This window comes from Nocardioides allogilvus, assembly GCF_003047285.1.
GTDB lineage: Bacteria > Actinomycetota > Actinomycetes > Propionibacteriales > Nocardioidaceae > Nocardioides > Nocardioides allogilvus.
In genome coordinates this window covers 183,464-201,907 of sequence record NZ_PZYX01000005.1, presented here as the reverse complement: position 1 = coordinate 201,907, position 18,444 = coordinate 183,464, and the positions used below count along the sequence as shown (strand labels likewise).

Genomic DNA, 18,444 nt, shown 5'->3' with positions numbered 1-18,444 from the left:
ATGAAATCAGACGAGCGCACCTGCCCCTTCTGCGCCGAGACGATCAAGGCCGCGGCGATCAAGTGCCGCTACTGCCAGTCGGAGATCCCGCCGCCGGTGGAGGCACCGGAGCCCGAGCAGCCGGAACCGGAGCCGGAGGCGGAGCCGGAGACGACGACGAAGAAGACGTCAGGCATCCTCGGCAGTGCCTGGCTCGCGGCCGTCCTGACGGCGGTGGTCGTGGGACTGGCGGTCTTCACCGGTTTCACGGTCTACGACGCCCTCAACCCCCCGCAGGGTGCGACCCCCGAGAGCGGCCAGATCACCGACGAGGACGCCCGCACCGGGCTGCTCGTCGCGGCCGCCGACCTGAGCCAGCGGGTGCTGACCTACCACCACGACACCTTCGACCAGGACCTCGAGGTCGCGGCGGCACGGTTGACGCCGGCGTTCCGTGAGGAGTACGACTCAGCCATGGAGCAGGTGCGGGCCAACACCGAGAAGAACAAGATCTCCCAGGAGGCGACAGCCGTCTCCTCGGCGATCATCTCGGCGAGGGCCGACAAGGCGCAGGTGCTGGTGTTCGTCAACCAGGAGACGTCGTCGGCCAAGACCAAGGCCAACCAGCTGGTCCGCAACCGGCTCGTCGTCGATCTCGTGCGGGTCGACGGTGACTGGGCGATAGCGGGAGTCAACGCTCTCGGCTAGAGTAGAACGTGTTCTAGTGTCGGTCGGGAGGGAGTCGTTGTGCCGCAGGTCGATCTGCTCATCATCGGTGCGGGCCCGACCGGCCTGTTCTCGGCCTACTACGCGGGATTCCGCGGCCTGAGCGTCGCCGTCGTCGACTCGCTGCCCGAGCTGGGCGGCCAGATCACCGCGATGTATCCCGAGAAGGCGATCCTCGACGTCGCCGGCTTCCCCTCGGTCAAGGGCCGTGACCTGGTGGCCGGGCTGGTGGCCCAGGCCGACACCGCCAAGCCCGACTACTTCCTCGACCGCACCGCTGAGACGCTCGCCCACCAGGGCGACCGGGTCGTGGTGGGCCTCGACGACGGCACCCTGATCGACGCCGGCGCCGTGCTGATCACGGCCGGCATCGGCAAGTTCAGCCCGCGTGCGCTGCCCGCCGGGGAGGGCTGGGTGGGGCGCGGTCTCGAGTTCTTCGTGCCCAGCTTCGCGCCGTACCACGGCAAGGACGTCGTGATCGTCGGCGGTGGCGACAGCGCGTTCGACTGGGCCCAGCACCTCGAGCCGATGGCCAGCTCGGTGACGCTCGTGCACCGCAGGGACGCCTTCCGGGCACACGAGCGGACCGTCGCCGCGGTGCGTGACTCCTCGGTCGAGATCATCACCAAGGCCCAGGTCACCGCGCTGCGCGGCACCGACGGGGTCGAGGAGGTCGAGATCGTCGTCGACGGCGAGGAGCCCGTCGTCCGCCCGGCGCAGGCGGTCGTCGCCGCCCTCGGTTTCATCGCCGACCTGGGAGCCTTCCAGACCTGGGGCATCACCACCGACAAGCGTCACGTCGTCGTCGACTCCTCGATGCGGACCAACCTCGAGCGGGTCTTCGCCGCCGGCGACATCACCGAATATCCCGGCAAGGTCCGGCTGATCGCCGTCGGCTTCGGCGAGGCCGCCACCGCCGTCAACAACGCGGCCGTGGCGATCGACCCGTCCGCCCATGTCTTCCCCGGCCACTCCAGCGAAGGATGATTCACACGATGAAGGCAGCATCATGAAGGTCTTGGTCGACTTCGACCTGTGCGAGTCCAATGCCATGTGCGAGGCGCTGGCGCCCGAGGTGTTCGAGCTCGACGACGACGACTACCTCGTCGTGAAGAAGGAGCACGTCGGTCCCGAGGACCTCGACTCCGTCCGGCGTGCGGTGGCGTCGTGCCCCAAAGCCGCGATCTCGCTCCAGGAAGCACCCACGGACGGATGAGCCTCGAAGCCTCTGCCAATCTCGACGGCCGTGTCGCCGTCGTCACCGGCGCCGGCGCCGGTCTCGGCCGCGCCGAGGCGCTCGCCCTCGCCGACCAGGGCGCCCGGATCGTCCTCAACGACCTGCCCGGTGCAGCCGACGACGCCGCCGAGGAGATCCGGTCGCGTGGCGTCGAGGTGCGGATCGTCACCGGCGACGTGGGGGAGCGCAGCACCGCCGACGCGATGCTCGCGACCGCGCTCGGCGAGTTCGGCTCGCTCGACATCGTCGTCAACAACGCCGGCATCACCCGCGACAAGATGCTGTTCAACCTCAGCGACGAGGAGTGGGACCTCGTCCTCAAGGTGCACCTGCGCGGTCACTTCCTGCTGACCCGCAACGCCGCGGCGCACTGGCGGGCCCTCTCGAAGGAGACCGACGGACAGGTCTACGGCCGGATCATCAACACCGCGTCCGAGGCGTTCCTGTCCGGCTCGCCCGGCCAGGCCAACTACGCCGCGGCCAAGGCCGGCATCACCGCACTGACGCTCTCGGCGGCCCGCGGGCTCGGCCGCATCGGCGTGAGCGCCAATGCGATCTGCCCGCGCGCCCGCACGGCCATGACCGAGGCGGTCTTCGGCGAGGACACGTCGGGCCAGGAGGTCGACCCCTACTCGCCCGACCACGTCGCCCCCTTCGTCGCCTACCTCGCCTCGCCGGCCGCCGCGCGCATCACCGGCCAGGTCTTCGTCGTGTACGGCGGCATGGTGGCGTTGCTCGCGGCGCCGGTGGTCGAGCAGCGCTTCGACGCGTCGGCCGCCGCGTGGACGCAGGCCGACCTCGAGACCCAGCTCGGAGGCTACTTCGCCGACCGGGACCCCGCTGTCGGCTTCGCCGCCGACTCCGTCATGCAGCTGAAGATCTGAGAGGCACTCATGAGTCGTCTGACCGGCAAGGTCGCCATCGTCACCGGGGGAGCACAGGGGCAGGGGGAGGCGATCGTGCGCGCCTTCGTCGCCGAGGGAGCGTCGGTCGCGATCGCCGACATCAACGAGGCGGGCGGCCAGGCCCTGGCCGAGGAGCTGGGGGAGCGTGCCCACTTCACGCGCCACGACGTCTCCGACCCGGCCTCGTGGGAGGCCCTGGTGGCCGACACCGACGAGCGCTTCGGCCCGGTGGGCGTGCTCGTCAACAACGCCGGCATCCTCCGCTTCGGTGACATCGACAAGATGCCGCTCGCCGAGGCACAGCTCGTCTGGGGCGTCAACCTGCAGGGCTGCTTCCTGGGCATGCAGGCGGTGACGCCCACGATGAAGCGCAACGGCGGCGGCTCGATCATCAACGCCTCCTCGGTCGAGGGGCTCGGCGGCATGGGGTCGCTGGTGGCCTACTGCGGCTCGAAGTGGGCCATCCGCGGGATGACCAAGGCCGCCAGCCACGAGCTCGCGCGCCGCAACATCCGGGTCAACTCGGTGCACCCGGGGATGATCGACACCCCGATGACCCAGGAGCACGGCGGGGACGCGGCGATGGAGTACGGCGCCACGAAGGTGCCGATGCGCCGCGTCGGGACCCCGGGCGACATCGCTCCGACCTACGTCTTCCTGGCCAGTGACGAGAGCAGCTACATCACCGGCGCCGAGATCGCGGTCGACGGGGGCGTCACCGCAACGCACGCCTTCGGCGGCTGAGCGGGCAGTCCGCGCTCAGCGCAGGATGAGGCGGACCGCGCGCTCCATGTGGGCCGCGGTCTCCTCGGCCGTGCTGCGACCGGTCACCCACGCGACGAGCGCGGAGAGCCAGACGTCGCCGATGACGCGCGCGATGGCGATGTCGTCGTCGCTGACCTCGTCGGTGCCGGGGTGCATGGCGCGGGTGAGCATGCGGGTCAGCAGCATGCCGACGGCGTGGATCTCCTGGGCTGCCGACTTGTCGGCGAACATGAACGCGCGGGTCAGCGCATCGGTCAGGTGCGGGTCGCCCTGCAGGCCGCGGGTGGTGCGCCGCAGCACCGAGATCACCCGGTCGGCCGGGGTGTCGCCGGAGATAGTGCGGGTGGCGAGGGTCGACTCGGCACGCTCGAACTCGCGGGCGAGGGCGGTGACCAGCAGGTGGATCTTGGAGGGGAAGTAGCGGTACAGGGTGCCGAGGGCGACGTCGGCCTGCTCCGCGACCGCACGCATCTGGACGGCGTCGAAGCCGCCCTTCGAGGCGAGTGCGATCGTGGCGTCGAGGATGCGCTCGCGGCGCTCACGCTGCGCGTTCGAGCCGATCTCGTCGCTCGCCACCGCGTTGGTGCTGCTCACCCATGCCTCCAAGTAGTCGTCTGTGACACGGTCTGTGACACGGGGCACAAGGCTGCATGGAACAGTCACCGAGCGTGCCCAGTTGAACACCCGAGAAGGTTATCAACGGGTGAGACATAATAGGAACACGTTTCACTTCTAGAAAGGTCGCGGCGCGTGCGCATTGCATTGCTGTCCTACCGGAGCAAGCCACACTGCGGCGGCCAGGGGATCTACATCCGGCACCTGAGTCGAGAGCTCGTCAACCTCGGTCACGATGTCGAGGTGTTCTCCGGTCAGCCCTACCCCGAGCTCGACGAGGGCGTGACGCTCACCAAGGTGCCGAGCCTCGACCTCTACCGCGAGCCTGACCCCTTCCGGACGCCGAGGCTCAGCGAGTTCCGCGACCTCATCGACGTCGAGGAGGTCCTGACGATGTGGACCGCCGGCTTCCCGGAGCCGAAGACGTTCAGCTCGCGCGTCGCGCGGCTGCTGAAGGACCGCGTCGACGACTTCGACATCGCCCACGACAACCAGGTCCTGGGCTACGGCATGCTCGAGATCGAGAAGATGGGGCTCCCGCTCCTGACCACGATCCACCACCCGATCACCTTCGACCGGCGCATCGACCTCGCCGCGGCCCCGACGCTGCGCAAGAAGCTCTCGCTGCGCCGGTGGTACGGCTTCTTGCGCATGCAGACGAAGGTCGCCCGCCAGGCGCGCACGATCCTCACGCCGTCGGACACCTCGGCGCGCGACATCGCCAAGGACTTCGGCGTCGACCCGGCCCGCATGGAGACCGTGCTGCTGGGCGTCGACGACGCGTTCGTTCCGCCGACCGTGGCGCGCGTCCCGGGCCGCATCCTCGCGATGGCCAGCGCCGACGCCCCGATGAAGGGCATCGCGACCCTGCTGGAGGCCTTCGCCAAGCTGCGCACCGAGCGCGATGTCGAGCTGCTGCTCGTGACCAAGCCCGAGCCGGGCGGTCGCACCGAGAAGCTGATCGACCAGCTCGGCATCGGCGAGCACGTCACCTTCGTCAACGGCGTCTCCCAGGAGGAGCTCGTCGCGGTGATGGGCTCTGCCGAGCTCGCCTGCGTCCCGTCGCTCTACGAGGGCTTCTCGCTGCCGACCGCCGAGCTGATGGCGTGCGAGACCCCGCTCGTCGTGTCCCGCGCCGGCGCCATCCCCGAGGTCGTCGGACCCGACGGGGAGTGCGCGATCCTGGTCACCCCGGGCGACGTCGGCGAGCTGGAGCTGGCGCTCCTGGAGCTCATCGACGACCCCGAGCGACGGGCCCGGATGGGCCGCGCCGGCCGCGAGCGGGTGCAGCGACTCTTCAGCTGGCGGGCCGTGGCCGCGGCCACCGCAGCGGCGTACGAACGAACGATCGACAGCTACCGTGCCGAGCACGCTGGCGCCACGAAGGAGAACATCAGTGCTGACCGTTGATTTCGACCGCCTGGGCCTGCGCCCCGGTGACCGGGTGCTGGACATGGGCTGCGGCGCGGGTCGCCACGCCTTCGAGATGTACAAGCGTGGCGCCGACGTCATCGCCTTCGACCAGGACGCCGATGAGCTCGCGACCGTGCGCGAGTGGTTCGGCGCGATGAAGGAGGCCGGCGAGGTGCCGGACGGCGCCGAGGCGGACACCAAGCAGGGCGACGCGCTCGCCCTGCCGTTCGCCGACGGCGAGTTCGACCGCATCGTCGCGGCCGAGGTGCTCGAGCACATCCACCACGACGTCGACGCGATCAAGGAGCTGGTCCGGGTGCTGCGTCCCGGCGGCACGCTGGCGATCTCGGTGCCGCGCTGGCTGCCCGAGGTCATCAACTGGAAGCTCTCCGACGACTACCACAACGCCGAGGGCGGCCACGTCCGGATCTACACCGACCACGAGCTGGTCGACAAGGTCACCAAGGCCGGTCGGTTCAACGACGGCACGCCCGGCGACGCGATGGTCTTCGAGGGCAAGGGCTATGCGCACGGGCTGCACTCGCCGTACTGGTGGATCAAGTGCGCCGTCGGTGTCACCAACGACAAGCACCCGCTGGCGAAGGCCTACCACAAGCTGCTGGTGTGGGAGATCATGAAGAACCCCAAGGCGCTGAAGGTGGCCGGCAAGGTGCTCGACCCGATGATCGGCAAGAGCATGGTGCTCTACTTCCGCAAGCCGGAGACGGCCGTCGACTCCGCCTCGAGCGATGCGGCCTGAGGACGTCCTGGCTGGTGTCCTGACGCTCGCCCAGGTCGAGGAGACTGCAGCGTCCATCGCGGCCATGCAGGAGCCCGACGGGGCGATCCCGTGGACCGTCGGTCAGCACACCGACGTCTGGAACCACGTCGAGTCGGCGATGGCGCTGCTCGTCGGCGGTCAGGTGGAGGCCGCCGAGCGCGCCTACGACTGGACCGTCGCGACCCAGCGTCCCGACGGCTCGTGGCCGATGAAGATCGTCGCCGGCGAGATCGAGGACCACTCCGGCGAGACCAACATGTCCGCCTACCTCGCGGTCGGCGTCTGGCACCACTGGCTGATCCGGCGCGACGAGGAGTTCGTCCGCCGCATGTGGCCGACCGTGCGGCGCGGCCTCGACTGGGTCGTCGGCATGCAGCTGCGCTTCGGTGGCATCGCCTGGTCGCAGGAGTGGGCCGACGGCTCACCCGCGAAGGTCAACGCCGACGCGCTGCTGGCCGGCTCGTCGAGCATCTACCAAGCGCTGCGCGCGGGCGTGGCGCTCGCCGACCTGCTCGACGACCCGCAGCCGGAGTGGGAGCTCACCGGCGGCCGGCTCGGCCACGCGCTGCGTGAGCACCGCGACCTCTTCCTCGACAAGTCCGAGTTCTCGATGGACTGGTACTACCCGGTCCTGGGCGGTGCCGTCCGCGGCGACGCGGCGCGCGAGCTGATCGACTCGCGCTGGGACACCTTCGTCGAAGCGGGGCTCGGCATCCGCTGCGTCTCCCGCAACCCGTGGGTCACCGGCGCGGAGACCTGTGAGCTGGTGCTCGCGCTGGATGCCATCGGAGACCGGCAGCGTGCGCTGCAGCTGCTCGCGGACATGCAGCACCTGCGCGCCGAGGACGGCAAGTACTGGACCGGCTACGTCTTCCCCGAGGGCGTCAACTGGCCGGGGGAGCACACGACGTACACCGCTGCGGCCGTGATCCTGGCCGTCGACGCGCTCTCGCAGCTGACCGCGGGTGGCGACATCATGCGCGGCACCTCGCTGGCGGCCGACTTCGACGAGCTGGCGCTCGAGTGCGGCTGCGCGTCAGCCGACCGGGTCGCCCGCATCTCCTGAGGTCCGCTCCAGCACCCGCATCGAGCCCAGCGCCTCCACCTCGGTGAAGGCGCCGCTCTGGAGCGCCGGGAGATAGATCTGCTCGTACGGCGGTCGCCCGCCGTCCGCAGGGTCGGGGAAGACGTCGTGGATGACGAGGAGCCCGCCGCCTTGCACCCAGCGCACCCAGCCGTCGTAGTCGGCACGGGCCGGCTCTGCCCCGTGGCCGCCGTCGATGAACAGCAGCGCCAGCGGCGTACGCCAGTGCCGGGCGACCGTGGCGGACGTCCCGATCACGGCCACGACCTGGTCCTCGAGCCCCGCGTCCTCGATGGTGCGACGGAAGAAGGGCAGGGTGTCCATCCGGCCGGTGCGCGGGTCGACGAGGCTGGTGTCGTGGTGCTCCCAGCCGGCCTGGTTCTCCTCTGAGCCGTGGTGGTGGTCGACCGTGAAGACGGTGCCGCCGGCTTCGCGGGCGGCCGCGCCGAGGTAGACCGCCGACTTGCCGCAGTAGGTGCCGACCTCGAGCAACGCTCCCTGGCTCGCCTGCTGGCGGCCGTAGCGGTGGAGCAGCAGCCCCTCGTCTTCGGGCATGAAGCCCTGGGCAGCGCGCGCGTGCTCCAGCCAGTCAGTCACGGGGCGAGACACTAGTATGTAGAACATGTTCTACTCGCTGGGCATCTCCGCCGACCACGTCGAGCTGGGCGCGAGCCTGCGGTCCTGGGCGGCGTCCATCACGCCGATCGACGCGGTGCGCGCGGCCGAGGCGGACCCGGAGGCGGCCTTCGACGACGTCTGGTCCGCCCTGACGTCGATGTCCGTGCCGACGATCGGTCTCCCCGAGCCCTCGGGTGGAGGCGGGGGGAGCGCGCTCGACGTCGCCGTCGCGCTCGAGGCGTGCGCCTACTCGCTCGTCCCGGGCCACCTGCTGGGTACGGCGATCGCCGCGGCCCTGCTTCCCTCGTCCTTCGCTCCGGAGCTGGTGTCGGGGGCTCGCGTGGCTGTGGGGGTCGGTGACGTCGTCCTCGACGCTGCGGGGGCGGACCTGTTCCTGCTGCCGACCGCCGACGGCTACGTCGTGTCGTCGTCGGCGGTGGTCACCCCCGGAGCGCCGGTCCTCGACCTGTCCCGGCGCGTGGGGACGGTGTCGTCAGCCTCCGGCACGCCGGTGCCGCTGAGCGGCGAGCTGCTCCGCCGCACGCTCGTCACGTTCGCGGCCGCCGAGGCGGCCGGGGTGGCTCGCTGGTGCCTGGACACGGCGGTCGGGTACGCGAAGGTGCGCGAGCAGTTCGGCGCGAAGATCGGGTCCTTCCAGGCGATCAAGCACCTGTGTGCGGAGATGCTGGAGACGGTCACCTCGATCGAGGCGGTCGCGTGGGACGTCGCTTCCGTCGCGTTCGGCGACGACGACGAGCAGTGGGCCTTCGCCGCCGATGTCGCTGCCACCGTGGCCTTCGACGGCGCGGTCCGCGTCGCCCAGGACTGCATCCAGGTGCTCGGCGGGATCGGCTACACGTTCGAGCACGACGCCCACCTCTACCTGCGCCGCGCGCTGTCGCTGCAGGCGCTGGTCGGGTCGTCGGACCGGGCGGCCGCCCGGGTGTGCGACCGGGCCACCACCGGTGTGCGGCGCAGGCTCGAGGTGGACCTCGACGGCCGGGATGCATCGGTCCGGCCGTCGATCCGCTCCCTGGTCGGGGCGGTCTCCCCGGACCACCCGCGGGAGGGCCTGGTGTCGACCGGCCTGCTGATGGCGCACTGGCCGGCGCCGTACGGACTGGGGGCGGACGCCGTGACCCAGCTCGTCGTGGACCAGGAGCTCGCCGCTGCCGACATCACGCGGCCGGACCTGAAGATCGCCGGATGGGCGGTGCCGACGATCCTGTCGCACGGCACGGACGAGCAGCGGGAGCGGTTCGTCCGGCCGTCCCTGCTCGGGGAGATCACGTGGTGCCAGCTGTTCTCCGAGCCGGGTGCCGGTTCGGACCTCGCGTCGCTGCGCACGCGCGCGGTGCGTGACGGATCCGGTTGGCGGCTGACCGGGCAGAAGGTGTGGACGTCGCTGGCGCAGGAAGCGCAGTGGGCGATCTGCCTCGCGCGCACCGACCCGGACGCGCCGCAGCACAAGGGGATCACCTACTTCCTCGTCGACATGACCAGCGAGGGCATCGACATCCGGCCGCTGCGCGAGCTGACCGGGGACGCGTTGTTCAACGAAGTGTTCCTCGACGACGTGTTCGTGCCGGACGAGCTCGTCGTGGGGGCTCCGGGCGACGGCTGGAAGCTCGCGCGCACCACGCTGTCCAACGAGCGGGTGGCGATGGCGGGGCACCGGCTGGGCGTCAGCGTCGAGGGCTGCGTGGCCGCCGTCGGCGCCGACCCGCTGGACCGGGTGCGCGTCGGGCGGCAGGTCGCGCTCGCGACGGTGTGCGCGTTGCTCGGGGTGCGGACGACGTTGAAGGCACTGGCCGGCGCCGCATCCCAGGGGCAGGGGCCGGGTGCGGAATCGAGCGTGGCCAAGCTGCTGGGCGTCCGCAACCGGCAGGAGGCCTCGTCGCTGCTGGTGGAGCTGCTCGGTCCCACCGTGCTTCTCGGCGGTGCCGAGGCGGAGGCCGCCGTGCACGAGATGCTGGTGACGCGCTGCCTCTCCATCGCGGGCGGCACGACGCAGATCCTGCGCAACGTTGCGGCGGAAAGGGTCCTAGGCTTGCCCAGGTGACCGTCGTGCTGCCGCCGCCCGTCCAGCCCGGTGACCGGATCGCGGTCGTGTCACCGTCATGGTGTGGCCCGGAGGTCTTTCCGGACCTCCACGAACAGGCGCTCGGACGTCTTCGCGAGCTTGACCTCGAGCCCGTCGAGTTTCCGTTCACCCGAGTCCAGGGCACGGCTGCCGAGCGGGCATCGGACCTGATGGCCGCCTTCGAGGACGACTCCATCGCCGCGGTGATGGCCACCATCGGCGGCGACGACCAGATCACCGTGCTGCGCCACCTCGACCCGGACCGGATGCTCGCGAACCCGAAGCGGTTCCTTGGCTACAGCGACAACACGAACCTCTCCAACTGGCTGTGGTTCCACGGTGTCGGCGGCGTGTACGGCGGCTCGACCTCCGTCCACCTCGGCCCCGGTCCCGGCGTCGACCCGCTGCACCTGCAGTCGCTGCGCGCCGCCTTGTTCGGCGGCTCACTGACTCTCGTCCCGCCGGAGCGGACCCGCGACTTCGGCCTCGACTGGGCATCGCCGGCAGCGCTGGTCGACGTGGCACCGGACTGGCCGGCCTCGCCCTGGGTGTGGTCGGGGCCGTCACGCTCGGTGACCGGAGCCGTGTGGGGCGGCTGTCTGGAGAGCGTCGAGATGACACTCGCGGTCGGTCGCTGGATGCATCCCGTGTCGACGTACGACGGATGCGTGCTCGCCTTGGAGGCCTCCGAGGAGATGCCGTCCGCGTCCCAGTGCTTCCGGATGCTGCGCAACCTGGGGGAGCGAGGCATCCTCGGCGCCGCTTCCGCGCTGTTGTGGGGTCGACCGCCGGTGACGTCGCGTGAGGCCCCGAAGACCGAGGCCGAGATCGCCGTCGCGGTCGCCGAGCGGCACGAAGCCGTCCTGGCGGCCGTCGCGGACTACAACCCCGAGCTCGTCGTCGTCCTCGACGTGGACTTCGGGCACACCCAACCGCAGCTGCTGTTGCCCTACGGCGGCCGCGTCACCGTGGACGGCGCGCAGCGGGAGATCACGGCTCACTTCACCGGATAGAGGTCGACGCCGCGCGGCGCGGACATGATCATCTCGGCCAGGTCGGGGTCGAGTCGACGAGTGCCGGTGTGGTCGCGCAGGTAGTAGCGGCCTCGGGGTGTTCGCCAGAGGTAGCGGCCGGGGCCGGCTTGTCGGCACTGGTAGCCCCCGAAGGTCTTCCAGCGGTGATGGGTCCGCCGCAGTGGCCCGGAGTTGTGGGTGCCGGTCTGCCCGGGCGGTCCGTGCTTGTCGTACGGCGTGGGGTGGTCGTAGTCGACCCTGAGCCTGGCGCCCGGTGGGGCGTGGGGGAACACGTCTCCACCGCTGAGGTGCCAGGTGTGGTCCTTGAGCCGATCGGGGTGCTCGTAGTCGTTGATCCGGATCCGGCCGTTGAGGTCGCGGACGGGCTGCAGGCTGATGTCTGCGTGGCCGAGGAGGTCGGCGAGGTGCTGGACGAGCGTCGGCCCGAGCTCCTCGATCCGCGCGAGGCCACTGCCGCTCTGGAGTGCGGAGTCGGTGAGGTGGACGTGAACCACGGCCTTGGGCCGCAGGGAGGCGAGCTGGCGACAGCTGAGCGCAGCGAGACCGGCGAGGGTCTGTTCCAGGTGGGCGGGTGCCCAGACCGGTCGGCTGTCTGCCGTGATCTCGGGCCCGTCCGTCTCCGGCTCGGTGTGGTCGAGGAGCAGCTGCAGGAGGTCGGCGGGGCGAGCCAGCCAGCCGAAGGCCATGGCGCGCAGCTCGTCGCGGTTGTGGTCGTGGCCGTGGGTGGTGGCGAGGATGTCGGCGACGCGGTCGACCGTTGCGTCGATCCAGACAGCCTCGCCGGCGGTGACCCGCGCGATGACGTTGCGCAGGCCGGACTCGTCGGCGCGGGACAGGGCGACATAGCGATGGCGGGCCTCGAACTCGAGTCGGTCCTGCTCGTGCTGCGGGTCCGCCTCGATGGTCTTGGCGCGGGCAAGGTCGAGCATGACCGCTGGTGCGTCGCCTGCGATGGCCACTGCCACGGCCCGGTCGACGATCCCGACCGCTACCGCGTCGAGGTGGCGCGAGATGACGGCGACCTTGCGGGCGACCCACGGTTCGCACTCGAGGGCCATCACGACGGCGAAGGTGAGGGGGAGCCGGTGGCGCAGGTCGAGGATGTCGGCGATCGCGGCCCGGGTCGTGGCGTGGTGGGTCTGGCGGGCGAAGGCGAGCTCGGCGACGGCGTATTCGCGCAGCGACGGCGTCCCGTCGCCGCCGGGCTGGACCATCTTCTCCCGCGCGTGCGCAGGGAGGTCGGGGTCGTGCGCCGGCGGGTCTGAGTGCAGGTCGGCCCAGTGTGCGACCACCAGGAGGTCCTCGACCTCCGCGAACCGTCGAGCGCGCGTCGACGACTCCGCCAGGGACAAGGTGACATCGGCGTCGCAGACATCGAGACCAGCCCCGGGAACAGGACCCGGGATGCTGTCGATCGCGGCGGTGGTCATGTCTCATTCTAGATCGAACTGGTATGCGAAAACAAGAGTCTTGCGTCATATTTGTGCAGGTCAGCGGCTCGTAGTGGAACGTAGGCGCGCGCGTATCCATCATCCGCGGGGTGCCCTTTCCCACCCTAGGGGCGACCACCGACATGCCGCCGCAGTCGCCGTTCGGTCCGCCCGCTCGGCTGGGTCTGGAGCTCGTCCGTCGCGTTCCAGCCCGCTCGTTCGTACGTCGAGATCGCCCGGTGGTTGTCTTCGATCACCCAGAGCTCGAGGGTGCTGTGACCGGCTCTCTGGGCGTGATCGGCGATGGCCCGGAGCAGGTGAGTGGCCAGGCCGCCGCCCCAGTGATCGGCGTGTACGGCGACGTAGAAGACCTCCACAGCGTTGTCACGAGGCGCCAGCAGCGCGAAAGCAACGGCTTGTGCGTCCCGCTCGACGAGCAGGAGTGTGGCGCCGTCCATACCCATCCGATGGCGGATGCCTGTCAGGGACTTTTCGACAGTGTCAGGCACGGGAGCCTCGTCACGTCGCGCCTTGGCCGAGGCCCAGATGGAGGCGGCCTCGGCCATGGCATCTGTCGAGCCAGCCGCATGGGCGGTCACGGTGACCTGGGAAGAGGACATGGACGGGATCATCTCAGCGGCTCATCTCGGCGAGTCGCATACGCATAGCGGCCAGGTCCGCCCCGGATGTCCCCTATGACCGCTGGTGGGGTTGGGGCCGGCGCAGGAGGATCTCCTTGGTCCGCGTGAACTCCAGGAGTCCTTTCGGGTCTTCGAGCCGCTCTCTCCTTGCCCAGGGCAGCCGTGCGCCCGATCATCCTGCGCCACAGCGGCATGTCCGCGGGCTCCGGCTCGCAGATCGATTCACAATGTCGTGGTGATTGACCATACGAGCGACTTGCCGAGCGACGCCCAGGCCGTAGTCGTCGTCCTTGCAGGACCGCCCGGGACCGGCAAGACCGCGGACAAGCGCGAACATCGCCGCAGGGTGGCAGCGTGCCTGGCTCACCCAGAACTTGCCGGACTCGCGAGCGCAACGCACCTTCCAGGCTGAGACATCATGCGACTCCTCGTCACCTTCGTCGGCGGCCTCGGCCACCTGGCTCCGCTCCTCCCGCTGGCACGCGCGGCGCGTGCGGCCGGGCATGAGGTGGCGATCGCGGGGTCCGGGGGTCTGGTCCCGCGGATCCAGAATGCCGGGTTCACCGCCTTCGCCACCAGCCCGATGGTGCATCACGACCCGGCGCCTCCGAGCCAGACCCGCAAGCCACTCGAGGTGATGGATGCTCGCGCGGCTACGATCGAGTTCGCCGACAACTTCGCCGAGCGAGGCGCACGTCGTATGGCACTGGCCATGCCGGACGTCATCCGCGCTTTCCGGCCCGACCTCGTGCTGCGCGACGAGACCGACCTGGGTACGACGATTGCCGCCGAGCTTCTCGACGTGCCCGTCGCCACCCACCTCGTGCTCGCCGCGGGCCTGTTGATCCGACCGGAACTTGTCGCCCCGCGCCTCGACGCCCTTCGCGCCGAGCACGGGTTGCCACCGGACCCTGCGCTGACCCGACTGACCTCAGGGCTGGTGCTCACCGATGCGGCGCCCTCGTTCCGGAGTCCGAAGTCGCCGTTGCCGATGAGGCCGACTCCGTACAACTCCTTCGACACGCCCAGGGCGTCCGCGCGCGCTGACCGACCGGGCATCTACGTCACTCTGGGCACCATCTTCAACCATGCATCGGGGGACCTCTTCGAGCGCCTTCTGGCGGGGCTCGCCGACCTCGATGTGGACGTCGTGGCGACCGTCGGAGAAGGGACCGACCCCGCCGACCTCGGGCCCCAGCCGACGCACGTGCGTGTGGAACGATTCCTGCCGCAGAGAGAGGTCCTCCCAGCCGTCGACCTCGTCATCTCGCACGGTGGCTCGGGGAGCCTGATGGCCACGCTCGCCCACGGACTCCCGTCCCTGCTTCTGCCGCTCGGCGCGGATCAACCGCACAACGGGATGCGCGCTGTTGAGCTGGGCGTGGCCGCGACCCTCGACGCAGCCACAGTCACGTCCGAGGAGGTCGGGGCACGCGCCCGCGAGCTCCTCGCCGACGAAGCTGTGCGGGCGCGGTGCGTCGCTGTCGCCGACGAGTGGAGGGAACTCCCCGGTCCGTCCGTCGCGGTCGCCGCCCTGGAAGGGGCTGCTTCTTAGACGTGCTGTGTAACGCGCCGACATGTACGGGTGAAGGATGTCGCCGACCCAGCTGGAGGACCCCATGCCCAACCCGTCGTGGACCGACGACCACTCACGCCTGGTCGCCGAGGCAGCACCGCCGGTCGGGGAGCCGGCTGACGCCGAGGTGGATCGGGTCTGGAACCTGGTCGCCGCACGCAGGGCGACGAGCACGCCCGCGCGACGATCACGCCGGCGGATGGCGGTGGGTGCCGGTGTGGCGGCGATCGTCCTCGGCGCTTCGGGTGTCGCCGCAGCGGACATGTGGCACGCGCGGACGGGTGTCCAGCAGACCGACGCCGAGAGCATCCGGCTGGGCGGACCGGGCGAGCTGATCGACCCGCGGGGCGCCGACTACGAGCAGGTCCTCCGCGAGGAGATGGCCGACATCCCCTTCCCCTCGGACGAGGCGCGCGACATCGCGGTGGCGGACCAGGTGAAGTTTGCCCTCCGGGACGCGGAGAGCATGCGCATCGCGCAGTCCCGTGGCGATGAGGACTGGCGCAGTGTGCAGATCACCGGAGGCATGCGCGCCGAGGCGGCTCGCGCGGCCCTGTGTGCCTGGTCGAACAGCTGGGCCGGGGCCACGACAGCGGGCGACGACAGCGCCCGCGCCGCGGCGATCGAGGTCATCGAAGGGGCCCCGTCCTGGCCGGCCATCACGGACGTCGACGCCGACCAGACGATCACGCCGAAGAAGATGTGGGTGACCGACGAGCACGGGAGCACCCGGCGGCAGGCCTACTTCGACACCACCCCGTTCGGCTGGCTCCCGCTCGTGGTCACGGCTGCGGGTGGACGCGACCTCGAGGCGATGGGCCGGCCGTTCGCAGAGCACACGCGCTGCATCCCCGAGCTGGTGCCCGACCTGCCCGCCGCCGTACCCGCCGCCTTCCGGGTCCAGTGACATGGGTCGTTCCGTGACGGAGCAGGAGTTCGAGGAGCTCTACCGCGCGACAGTCGGCGACCTCATCGCCTACCTGCGGCGCCGCGGCGCCTCGGACGCCGAGAACGTGGCGGCGGAGGTCTATGCGATCGCATGGCGTCGCCGTACGGACCTCCCCGCACCGATGCTGCGACGGGCATGGCTCTTCGGCGCGGCCGCGAAGGTGATGCAGGCGGAGCACCGGCGGAGGGTGCGGGAGCGTGAGGCGGGAGCAGAGCACGCGCGGCTGGACGGGGCCACGCCCGACGACGCGCAGAGCACCACCACCGAGACCATGGTGGCCGCGATCGGCCGGCTGTCGCCCGGCCACCAGGAGGTCCTGCGGCTCATCGAGTGGGAGCGCCTGACGCCTGCCGAGCTGGCGACAGCCCTGGGTGTGCGTGCCGGTACGGCGCGGGTGCGCCTGCACAGGGCACGGATGGCCCTGGCTGCTGACCCGGCCGTGCGGGCCCTGGTCGAGGAGGGCAGCTCCTCACACCTTCTCGAGCACCATCCCTGAGAGCACCTCGGGGTCGGAGAGCATGTCGATCGCCACGATCAAGTCGTCGACGATCGTGAAGTCGAAGACGACCTTGGCCTCGCCGCGCAGCATCCACGCAGCGCCCGCGAGCCCGTCGACGATGGTGAGGAACGCGGACTGGGCGCCGCCGTTGAAGCGGTTGGCGACGTCCTGGGGGCCGACGAGCAGCGGGACCGGGCCGCCCATGGCGACCGTGGCGGCGTCGGCCCGCAGCACGACCGACGGGTCGAGGAGCGCGAGCAGGGAGTCGAACTCGCCGGCGCGCGCGGCCTTGAGGAAGGCGTCGACGACCTCGCGCCCGGGAGCGGTGGCGGGCGTGGTGCCGCGGATCCGGCGTCGGGCTCGGGAGGCGAGCTGGCGGGCGGCGGCGGGGGAGCGGTCGAGCATCTCGGCGATCTCGTCGAAGGAGACCGCGAACAGGTCGTGCAGGACGAAGGCGACGCGCTCGGGCGGGTTCAGCTCGTCGAGCACTGCCTGCATCGCACCGCCCACCGCCTCGGCGACCACGGCATCGTCCTCGGGCGTGGGCGAGGTGTCCGGCCGTTCGAGGTGGGTGTCGACGAGGTCCTCGCGCCGCGCCGTACGGGACCGGAGCTGGTCGAGGCAGAGGCGGCTCACGACCGTCGTCAGCCAGCCGCGGAGGTTGTCGACGTCGGAGGTGTCGCTGCGCGAGTAGCGCAGCCACGCCTCCTGGACCGCGTCCTCGGCGTCACCGCCGGGACCGAGGATCCGCGTCGCGACGGCGGTCAGGTGGCTGCGGTGGTCTTCGAAGCTGTCGAGTGTGTCCATGTCACGTTGACGGACCAGCCGTGTCGGATGTGACCGTGTCGTCGACCTCGTGGTCGACGGGGAGACCGGCTCGCCAGCTGTTCCAGTGCCACCCGAGGTAGCGCTCGATGCCGCGGACGACGTGGGCCGAGCGGATCGAGGGGAAGATGTCGAAGGCGTGCTGCGCGCCGGGCAGCTCGGCATAGACGACGGACTTCGTCGAGACACGGCGCAGCTTCTCGACGAACGCGCGGGCCTGGCCGACGTCGACGAGCGTGTCGCTCGCGCCGTGGATCACGAAGAAGTCGGGCTCGTCGCCGTCGAGGCGCAGGAGGGGCGAGGCCGCCTCGAAGGCGTCCGGGTCGTCCTCCCACGTCGTCTTGAAGACCCGCGGTGCGAGGAAGCCGTCGCGCATGGCCTTCGCGCTGCGCAGGCCGGTCGAGCCGGCGAGGTCGTAGACGCCGTAGTGGGGCACCGCGGCCTGGACGCTCGTGTCGGCGTCCTCGAAGCCGGGCTGCCACTCCTTGGCGTTGGGCGTGACCGCGACCAGCGCACACAGGTGGCCGCCGGCCGAGCCGCCGGTGATGACGATGTAGTCGGGGTTGCCGCCGTACTCGGCGATGTGCTCCTTGATCCAGGCGATCGAGCGCTTCACGTCGATGACGTGCGCGGGGAAGGGATCGCGCGGCGCGAGGCGGTAGTTGATCGCCACGCACACCCACCCGCGCTGGGCCATGTGCTGCATCAGCGGGATGCCCTGCTGGTCCTTGGTGCCGATCGTCCAACCACCGCCGTGGACCTGGAGGAGCACGGGTGCGCCGGCGAGCTGCTCGCCCGCCGCCGGTCGGTAGATGTCGAGCATGGAGCGACGGCCGAACTCGGCGTAGGCGATGTCCTTCTCGACCCGGACCGCCCGGTCCGTGAAGCGGAACGGGTTGACGAGCTTGCGCCATGGCGTCGCCAGGTCGGCCGGGGTGGGCGCGGCGTCGAGCTGCTCGACGTAGTCGACGCCGAGGCCCTCCACGAGCGCGTCCTCGACCTGGTCCTTGACCTGCTGGGACTGCCGGATGATGTGCGCCAGCCCGGCCGTGCTCGCCGCCGCCAGGCCGAGGCCGACCCGGGTGCGGGCGCCCGAGCGCTTCGTGGGACGCAGCTGGGCCGCCGAGTCGACCGCCGTGAGGGTCAGCATCTGGGGGGCCAGCTCACCGAAGAGCCAGCCCGCGAAGAAGGCGGGGACGCCGGCACGCGGTCCCGTCACGGGTCGCAGGGCGTTGGCGGTCAGGGCGGCCACGATGGCCTGGCGTCGCAGATAGCTCACGTACC

General features: G+C 70.7%; 19 protein-coding genes. 13 read left to right on the top strand and 6 right to left on the bottom strand.

What is annotated here, in order from left to right; genetic code table 11:
* From C9J87_RS10615 to C9J87_RS10595, 5 genes are read left to right on the top strand one after another with little or no spacing between them, the layout of a single operon-like run.
* A complete protein-coding gene (locus C9J87_RS10615) occupies window positions 1–687 on the top strand; it encodes a hypothetical protein (protein WP_036490744.1) in 687 nt (228 codons plus the stop codon).
* 39 nt (window positions 688–726) lie between these two features.
* A complete protein-coding gene (locus C9J87_RS10610) occupies window positions 727–1,692 on the top strand; it encodes an NAD(P)/FAD-dependent oxidoreductase (RefSeq protein WP_107705499.1) in 966 nt (321 codons plus the stop codon).
* A 22-nt stretch (window positions 1,693–1,714) separates the two neighbouring features.
* Window positions 1,715–1,921 carry a ferredoxin gene (locus tag C9J87_RS10605; RefSeq protein ID WP_036490742.1) on the top strand — a complete coding sequence of 69 codons (207 nt, stop codon included), beginning with the start codon at window positions 1,715–1,717 and terminating at the stop codon, window positions 1,919–1,921.
* Window positions 1,918–2,826 (top strand): 3-oxoacyl-ACP reductase, encoded by a 909-nt coding sequence (locus C9J87_RS10600; protein WP_010833138.1) that lies wholly within the window; start codon window positions 1,918–1,920, stop codon window positions 2,824–2,826. The genes C9J87_RS10605 and C9J87_RS10600 overlap by 4 nt, the downstream gene beginning before the upstream one ends.
* A 9-nt stretch (window positions 2,827–2,835) precedes the next feature.
* Window positions 2,836–3,591 carry an SDR family NAD(P)-dependent oxidoreductase gene (locus tag C9J87_RS10595; RefSeq protein ID WP_107705498.1) on the top strand — a complete coding sequence of 252 codons (756 nt, stop codon included), beginning with the start codon at window positions 2,836–2,838 and terminating at the stop codon, window positions 3,589–3,591.
* Between the two features lie 15 nt (window positions 3,592–3,606).
* On the opposite strand, the gene C9J87_RS10590 is transcribed toward C9J87_RS10595, so the two are convergent.
* On the bottom strand, window positions 3,607–4,206 hold the full coding sequence (locus C9J87_RS10590; RefSeq protein WP_107705497.1) for a TetR family transcriptional regulator: 600 nt from the start codon (window positions 4,204–4,206) through the stop codon (window positions 3,607–3,609).
* Window positions 4,207–4,362: 156 nt separating this feature from the next.
* Here C9J87_RS10590 and C9J87_RS10585 point away from each other — a divergent pair, with 156 nt between their 5' ends.
* From C9J87_RS10585 to C9J87_RS10575, 3 genes are read left to right on the top strand one after another with little or no spacing between them, the layout of a single operon-like run.
* Entirely contained in the window at window positions 4,363–5,637 is a 1,275-nt protein-coding gene (locus tag C9J87_RS10585; protein WP_107705496.1) for a glycosyltransferase family 4 protein, read from the top strand.
* On the top strand, window positions 5,624–6,400 hold the full coding sequence (locus C9J87_RS10580; protein ID WP_107705495.1) for a class I SAM-dependent methyltransferase: 777 nt from the start codon (window positions 5,624–5,626) through the stop codon (window positions 6,398–6,400). Before C9J87_RS10585 ends, C9J87_RS10580 begins: the two co-directional genes overlap by 14 nt.
* Window positions 6,390–7,487: a glucosidase family protein gene (locus C9J87_RS10575; protein ID WP_107705494.1), complete on the top strand. Its 1,098-nt coding sequence runs from the start codon at window positions 6,390–6,392 to the stop codon at window positions 7,485–7,487. The genes C9J87_RS10580 and C9J87_RS10575 overlap by 11 nt, the downstream gene beginning before the upstream one ends.
* Here the strand turns inward: C9J87_RS10575 and C9J87_RS10570 are convergent.
* The gene (locus C9J87_RS10570; protein WP_232820025.1) at window positions 7,458–8,102 is read right to left on the bottom strand and encodes a class I SAM-dependent methyltransferase; all 645 of its coding nucleotides are present in this window, start codon (window positions 8,100–8,102) and stop codon (window positions 7,458–7,460) included. The genes C9J87_RS10575 and C9J87_RS10570 overlap by 30 nt on opposite strands.
* A 25-nt stretch (window positions 8,103–8,127) precedes the next feature.
* Between C9J87_RS10570 and C9J87_RS10565 the strand changes: the two genes are divergently transcribed.
* Window positions 8,128–10,185 (top strand): acyl-CoA dehydrogenase, encoded by a 2,058-nt coding sequence (locus C9J87_RS10565; RefSeq protein ID WP_107705492.1) that lies wholly within the window; start codon window positions 8,128–8,130, stop codon window positions 10,183–10,185.
* Window positions 10,182–11,219, top strand: coding sequence for a S66 family peptidase (locus C9J87_RS10560; protein ID WP_010833130.1), 1,038 nt, complete (start codon window positions 10,182–10,184; stop codon window positions 11,217–11,219). Before C9J87_RS10565 ends, C9J87_RS10560 begins: the two co-directional genes overlap by 4 nt.
* On the opposite strand, the gene C9J87_RS10555 is transcribed toward C9J87_RS10560, so the two are convergent.
* Window positions 11,204–12,670: a hypothetical protein gene (locus C9J87_RS10555; protein WP_107705491.1), complete on the bottom strand. Its 1,467-nt coding sequence runs from the start codon at window positions 12,668–12,670 to the stop codon at window positions 11,204–11,206. The genes C9J87_RS10560 and C9J87_RS10555 overlap by 16 nt on opposite strands.
* A 125-nt stretch (window positions 12,671–12,795) precedes the next feature.
* Window positions 12,796–13,290, bottom strand: coding sequence for a GNAT family N-acetyltransferase (locus C9J87_RS10550; RefSeq protein ID WP_157953172.1), 495 nt, complete (start codon window positions 13,288–13,290; stop codon window positions 12,796–12,798).
* Between the two features lie 439 nt (window positions 13,291–13,729).
* Here C9J87_RS10550 and C9J87_RS10545 point away from each other — a divergent pair, with 439 nt between their 5' ends.
* The 3 genes from C9J87_RS10545 to C9J87_RS10535 are packed head-to-tail and all read left to right on the top strand — an operon-like array spanning window position 13,730 to window position 16,332.
* Window positions 13,730–14,866 carry a glycosyltransferase gene (locus tag C9J87_RS10545; RefSeq protein WP_107705489.1) on the top strand — a complete coding sequence of 379 codons (1,137 nt, stop codon included), beginning with the start codon at window positions 13,730–13,732 and terminating at the stop codon, window positions 14,864–14,866.
* A gap of 37 nt (window positions 14,867–14,903) precedes the next feature.
* Window positions 14,904–15,794 carry a PII uridylyl-transferase gene (locus tag C9J87_RS10540; RefSeq protein ID WP_010833125.1) on the top strand — a complete coding sequence of 297 codons (891 nt, stop codon included), beginning with the start codon at window positions 14,904–14,906 and terminating at the stop codon, window positions 15,792–15,794.
* A 13-nt stretch (window positions 15,795–15,807) separates the two neighbouring features.
* Window positions 15,808–16,332 (top strand): RNA polymerase sigma factor, encoded by a 525-nt coding sequence (locus tag C9J87_RS10535; protein ID WP_010833124.1) that lies wholly within the window; start codon window positions 15,808–15,810, stop codon window positions 16,330–16,332.
* Here C9J87_RS10535 and C9J87_RS10530 read toward each other — a convergent pair.
* Both C9J87_RS10530 and C9J87_RS10525 read right to left on the bottom strand, forming a co-directional pair.
* On the bottom strand, window positions 16,306–17,142 hold the full coding sequence (locus C9J87_RS10530; RefSeq protein ID WP_010833123.1) for a sigma-70 family RNA polymerase sigma factor: 837 nt from the start codon (window positions 17,140–17,142) through the stop codon (window positions 16,306–16,308). The two genes, C9J87_RS10535 and C9J87_RS10530, sit on opposite strands and share 27 nt — an antisense overlap.
* Before the next feature lies 1 nt (window position 17,143).
* A complete protein-coding gene (locus C9J87_RS10525) occupies window positions 17,144–18,439 on the bottom strand; it encodes an alpha/beta hydrolase (protein ID WP_010833122.1) in 1,296 nt (431 codons plus the stop codon).
* Between the last annotated feature and the right edge of the window lie 5 nt (window positions 18,440–18,444).

Excerpts from the sequence above, each read along its gene's own strand:
- C9J87_RS10600 (WP_010833138.1), top strand. The coding sequence starts at position 1,918 with ATGAGCCTCGAAGCCTCTGCCAATCTCGACGGCCGTGTCGCCGTCGTC.
- C9J87_RS10550 (WP_157953172.1), bottom strand. The coding sequence starts at position 13,290 with ATGTCCTCTTCCCAGGTCACCGTGACCGCCCATGCGGCTGGCTCGACA.
- C9J87_RS10595 (WP_107705498.1), top strand. The coding sequence starts at position 2,836 with ATGAGTCGTCTGACCGGCAAGGTCGCCATCGTCACCGGGGGAGCACAG.
- C9J87_RS10540 (WP_010833125.1), top strand. The coding sequence starts at position 14,904 with ATGTCGCCGACCCAGCTGGAGGACCCCATGCCCAACCCGTCGTGGACC.
- C9J87_RS10545 (WP_107705489.1), top strand. The coding sequence starts at position 13,730 with ATGCGACTCCTCGTCACCTTCGTCGGCGGCCTCGGCCACCTGGCTCCG.
- C9J87_RS10575 (WP_107705494.1), top strand. The coding sequence starts at position 6,390 with ATGCGGCCTGAGGACGTCCTGGCTGGTGTCCTGACGCTCGCCCAGGTC.
- C9J87_RS10605 (WP_036490742.1), top strand. The coding sequence starts at position 1,715 with ATGAAGGTCTTGGTCGACTTCGACCTGTGCGAGTCCAATGCCATGTGC.
- C9J87_RS10555 (WP_107705491.1), bottom strand. The coding sequence starts at position 12,670 with ATGACCACCGCCGCGATCGACAGCATCCCGGGTCCTGTTCCCGGGGCT.
- C9J87_RS10615 (WP_036490744.1), top strand. The coding sequence starts at position 1 with ATGAAATCAGACGAGCGCACCTGCCCCTTCTGCGCCGAGACGATCAAG.
- C9J87_RS10530 (WP_010833123.1), bottom strand. The coding sequence starts at position 17,142 with ATGGACACACTCGACAGCTTCGAAGACCACCGCAGCCACCTGACCGCC.
- C9J87_RS10565 (WP_107705492.1), top strand. The coding sequence starts at position 8,128 with ATGTTCTACTCGCTGGGCATCTCCGCCGACCACGTCGAGCTGGGCGCG.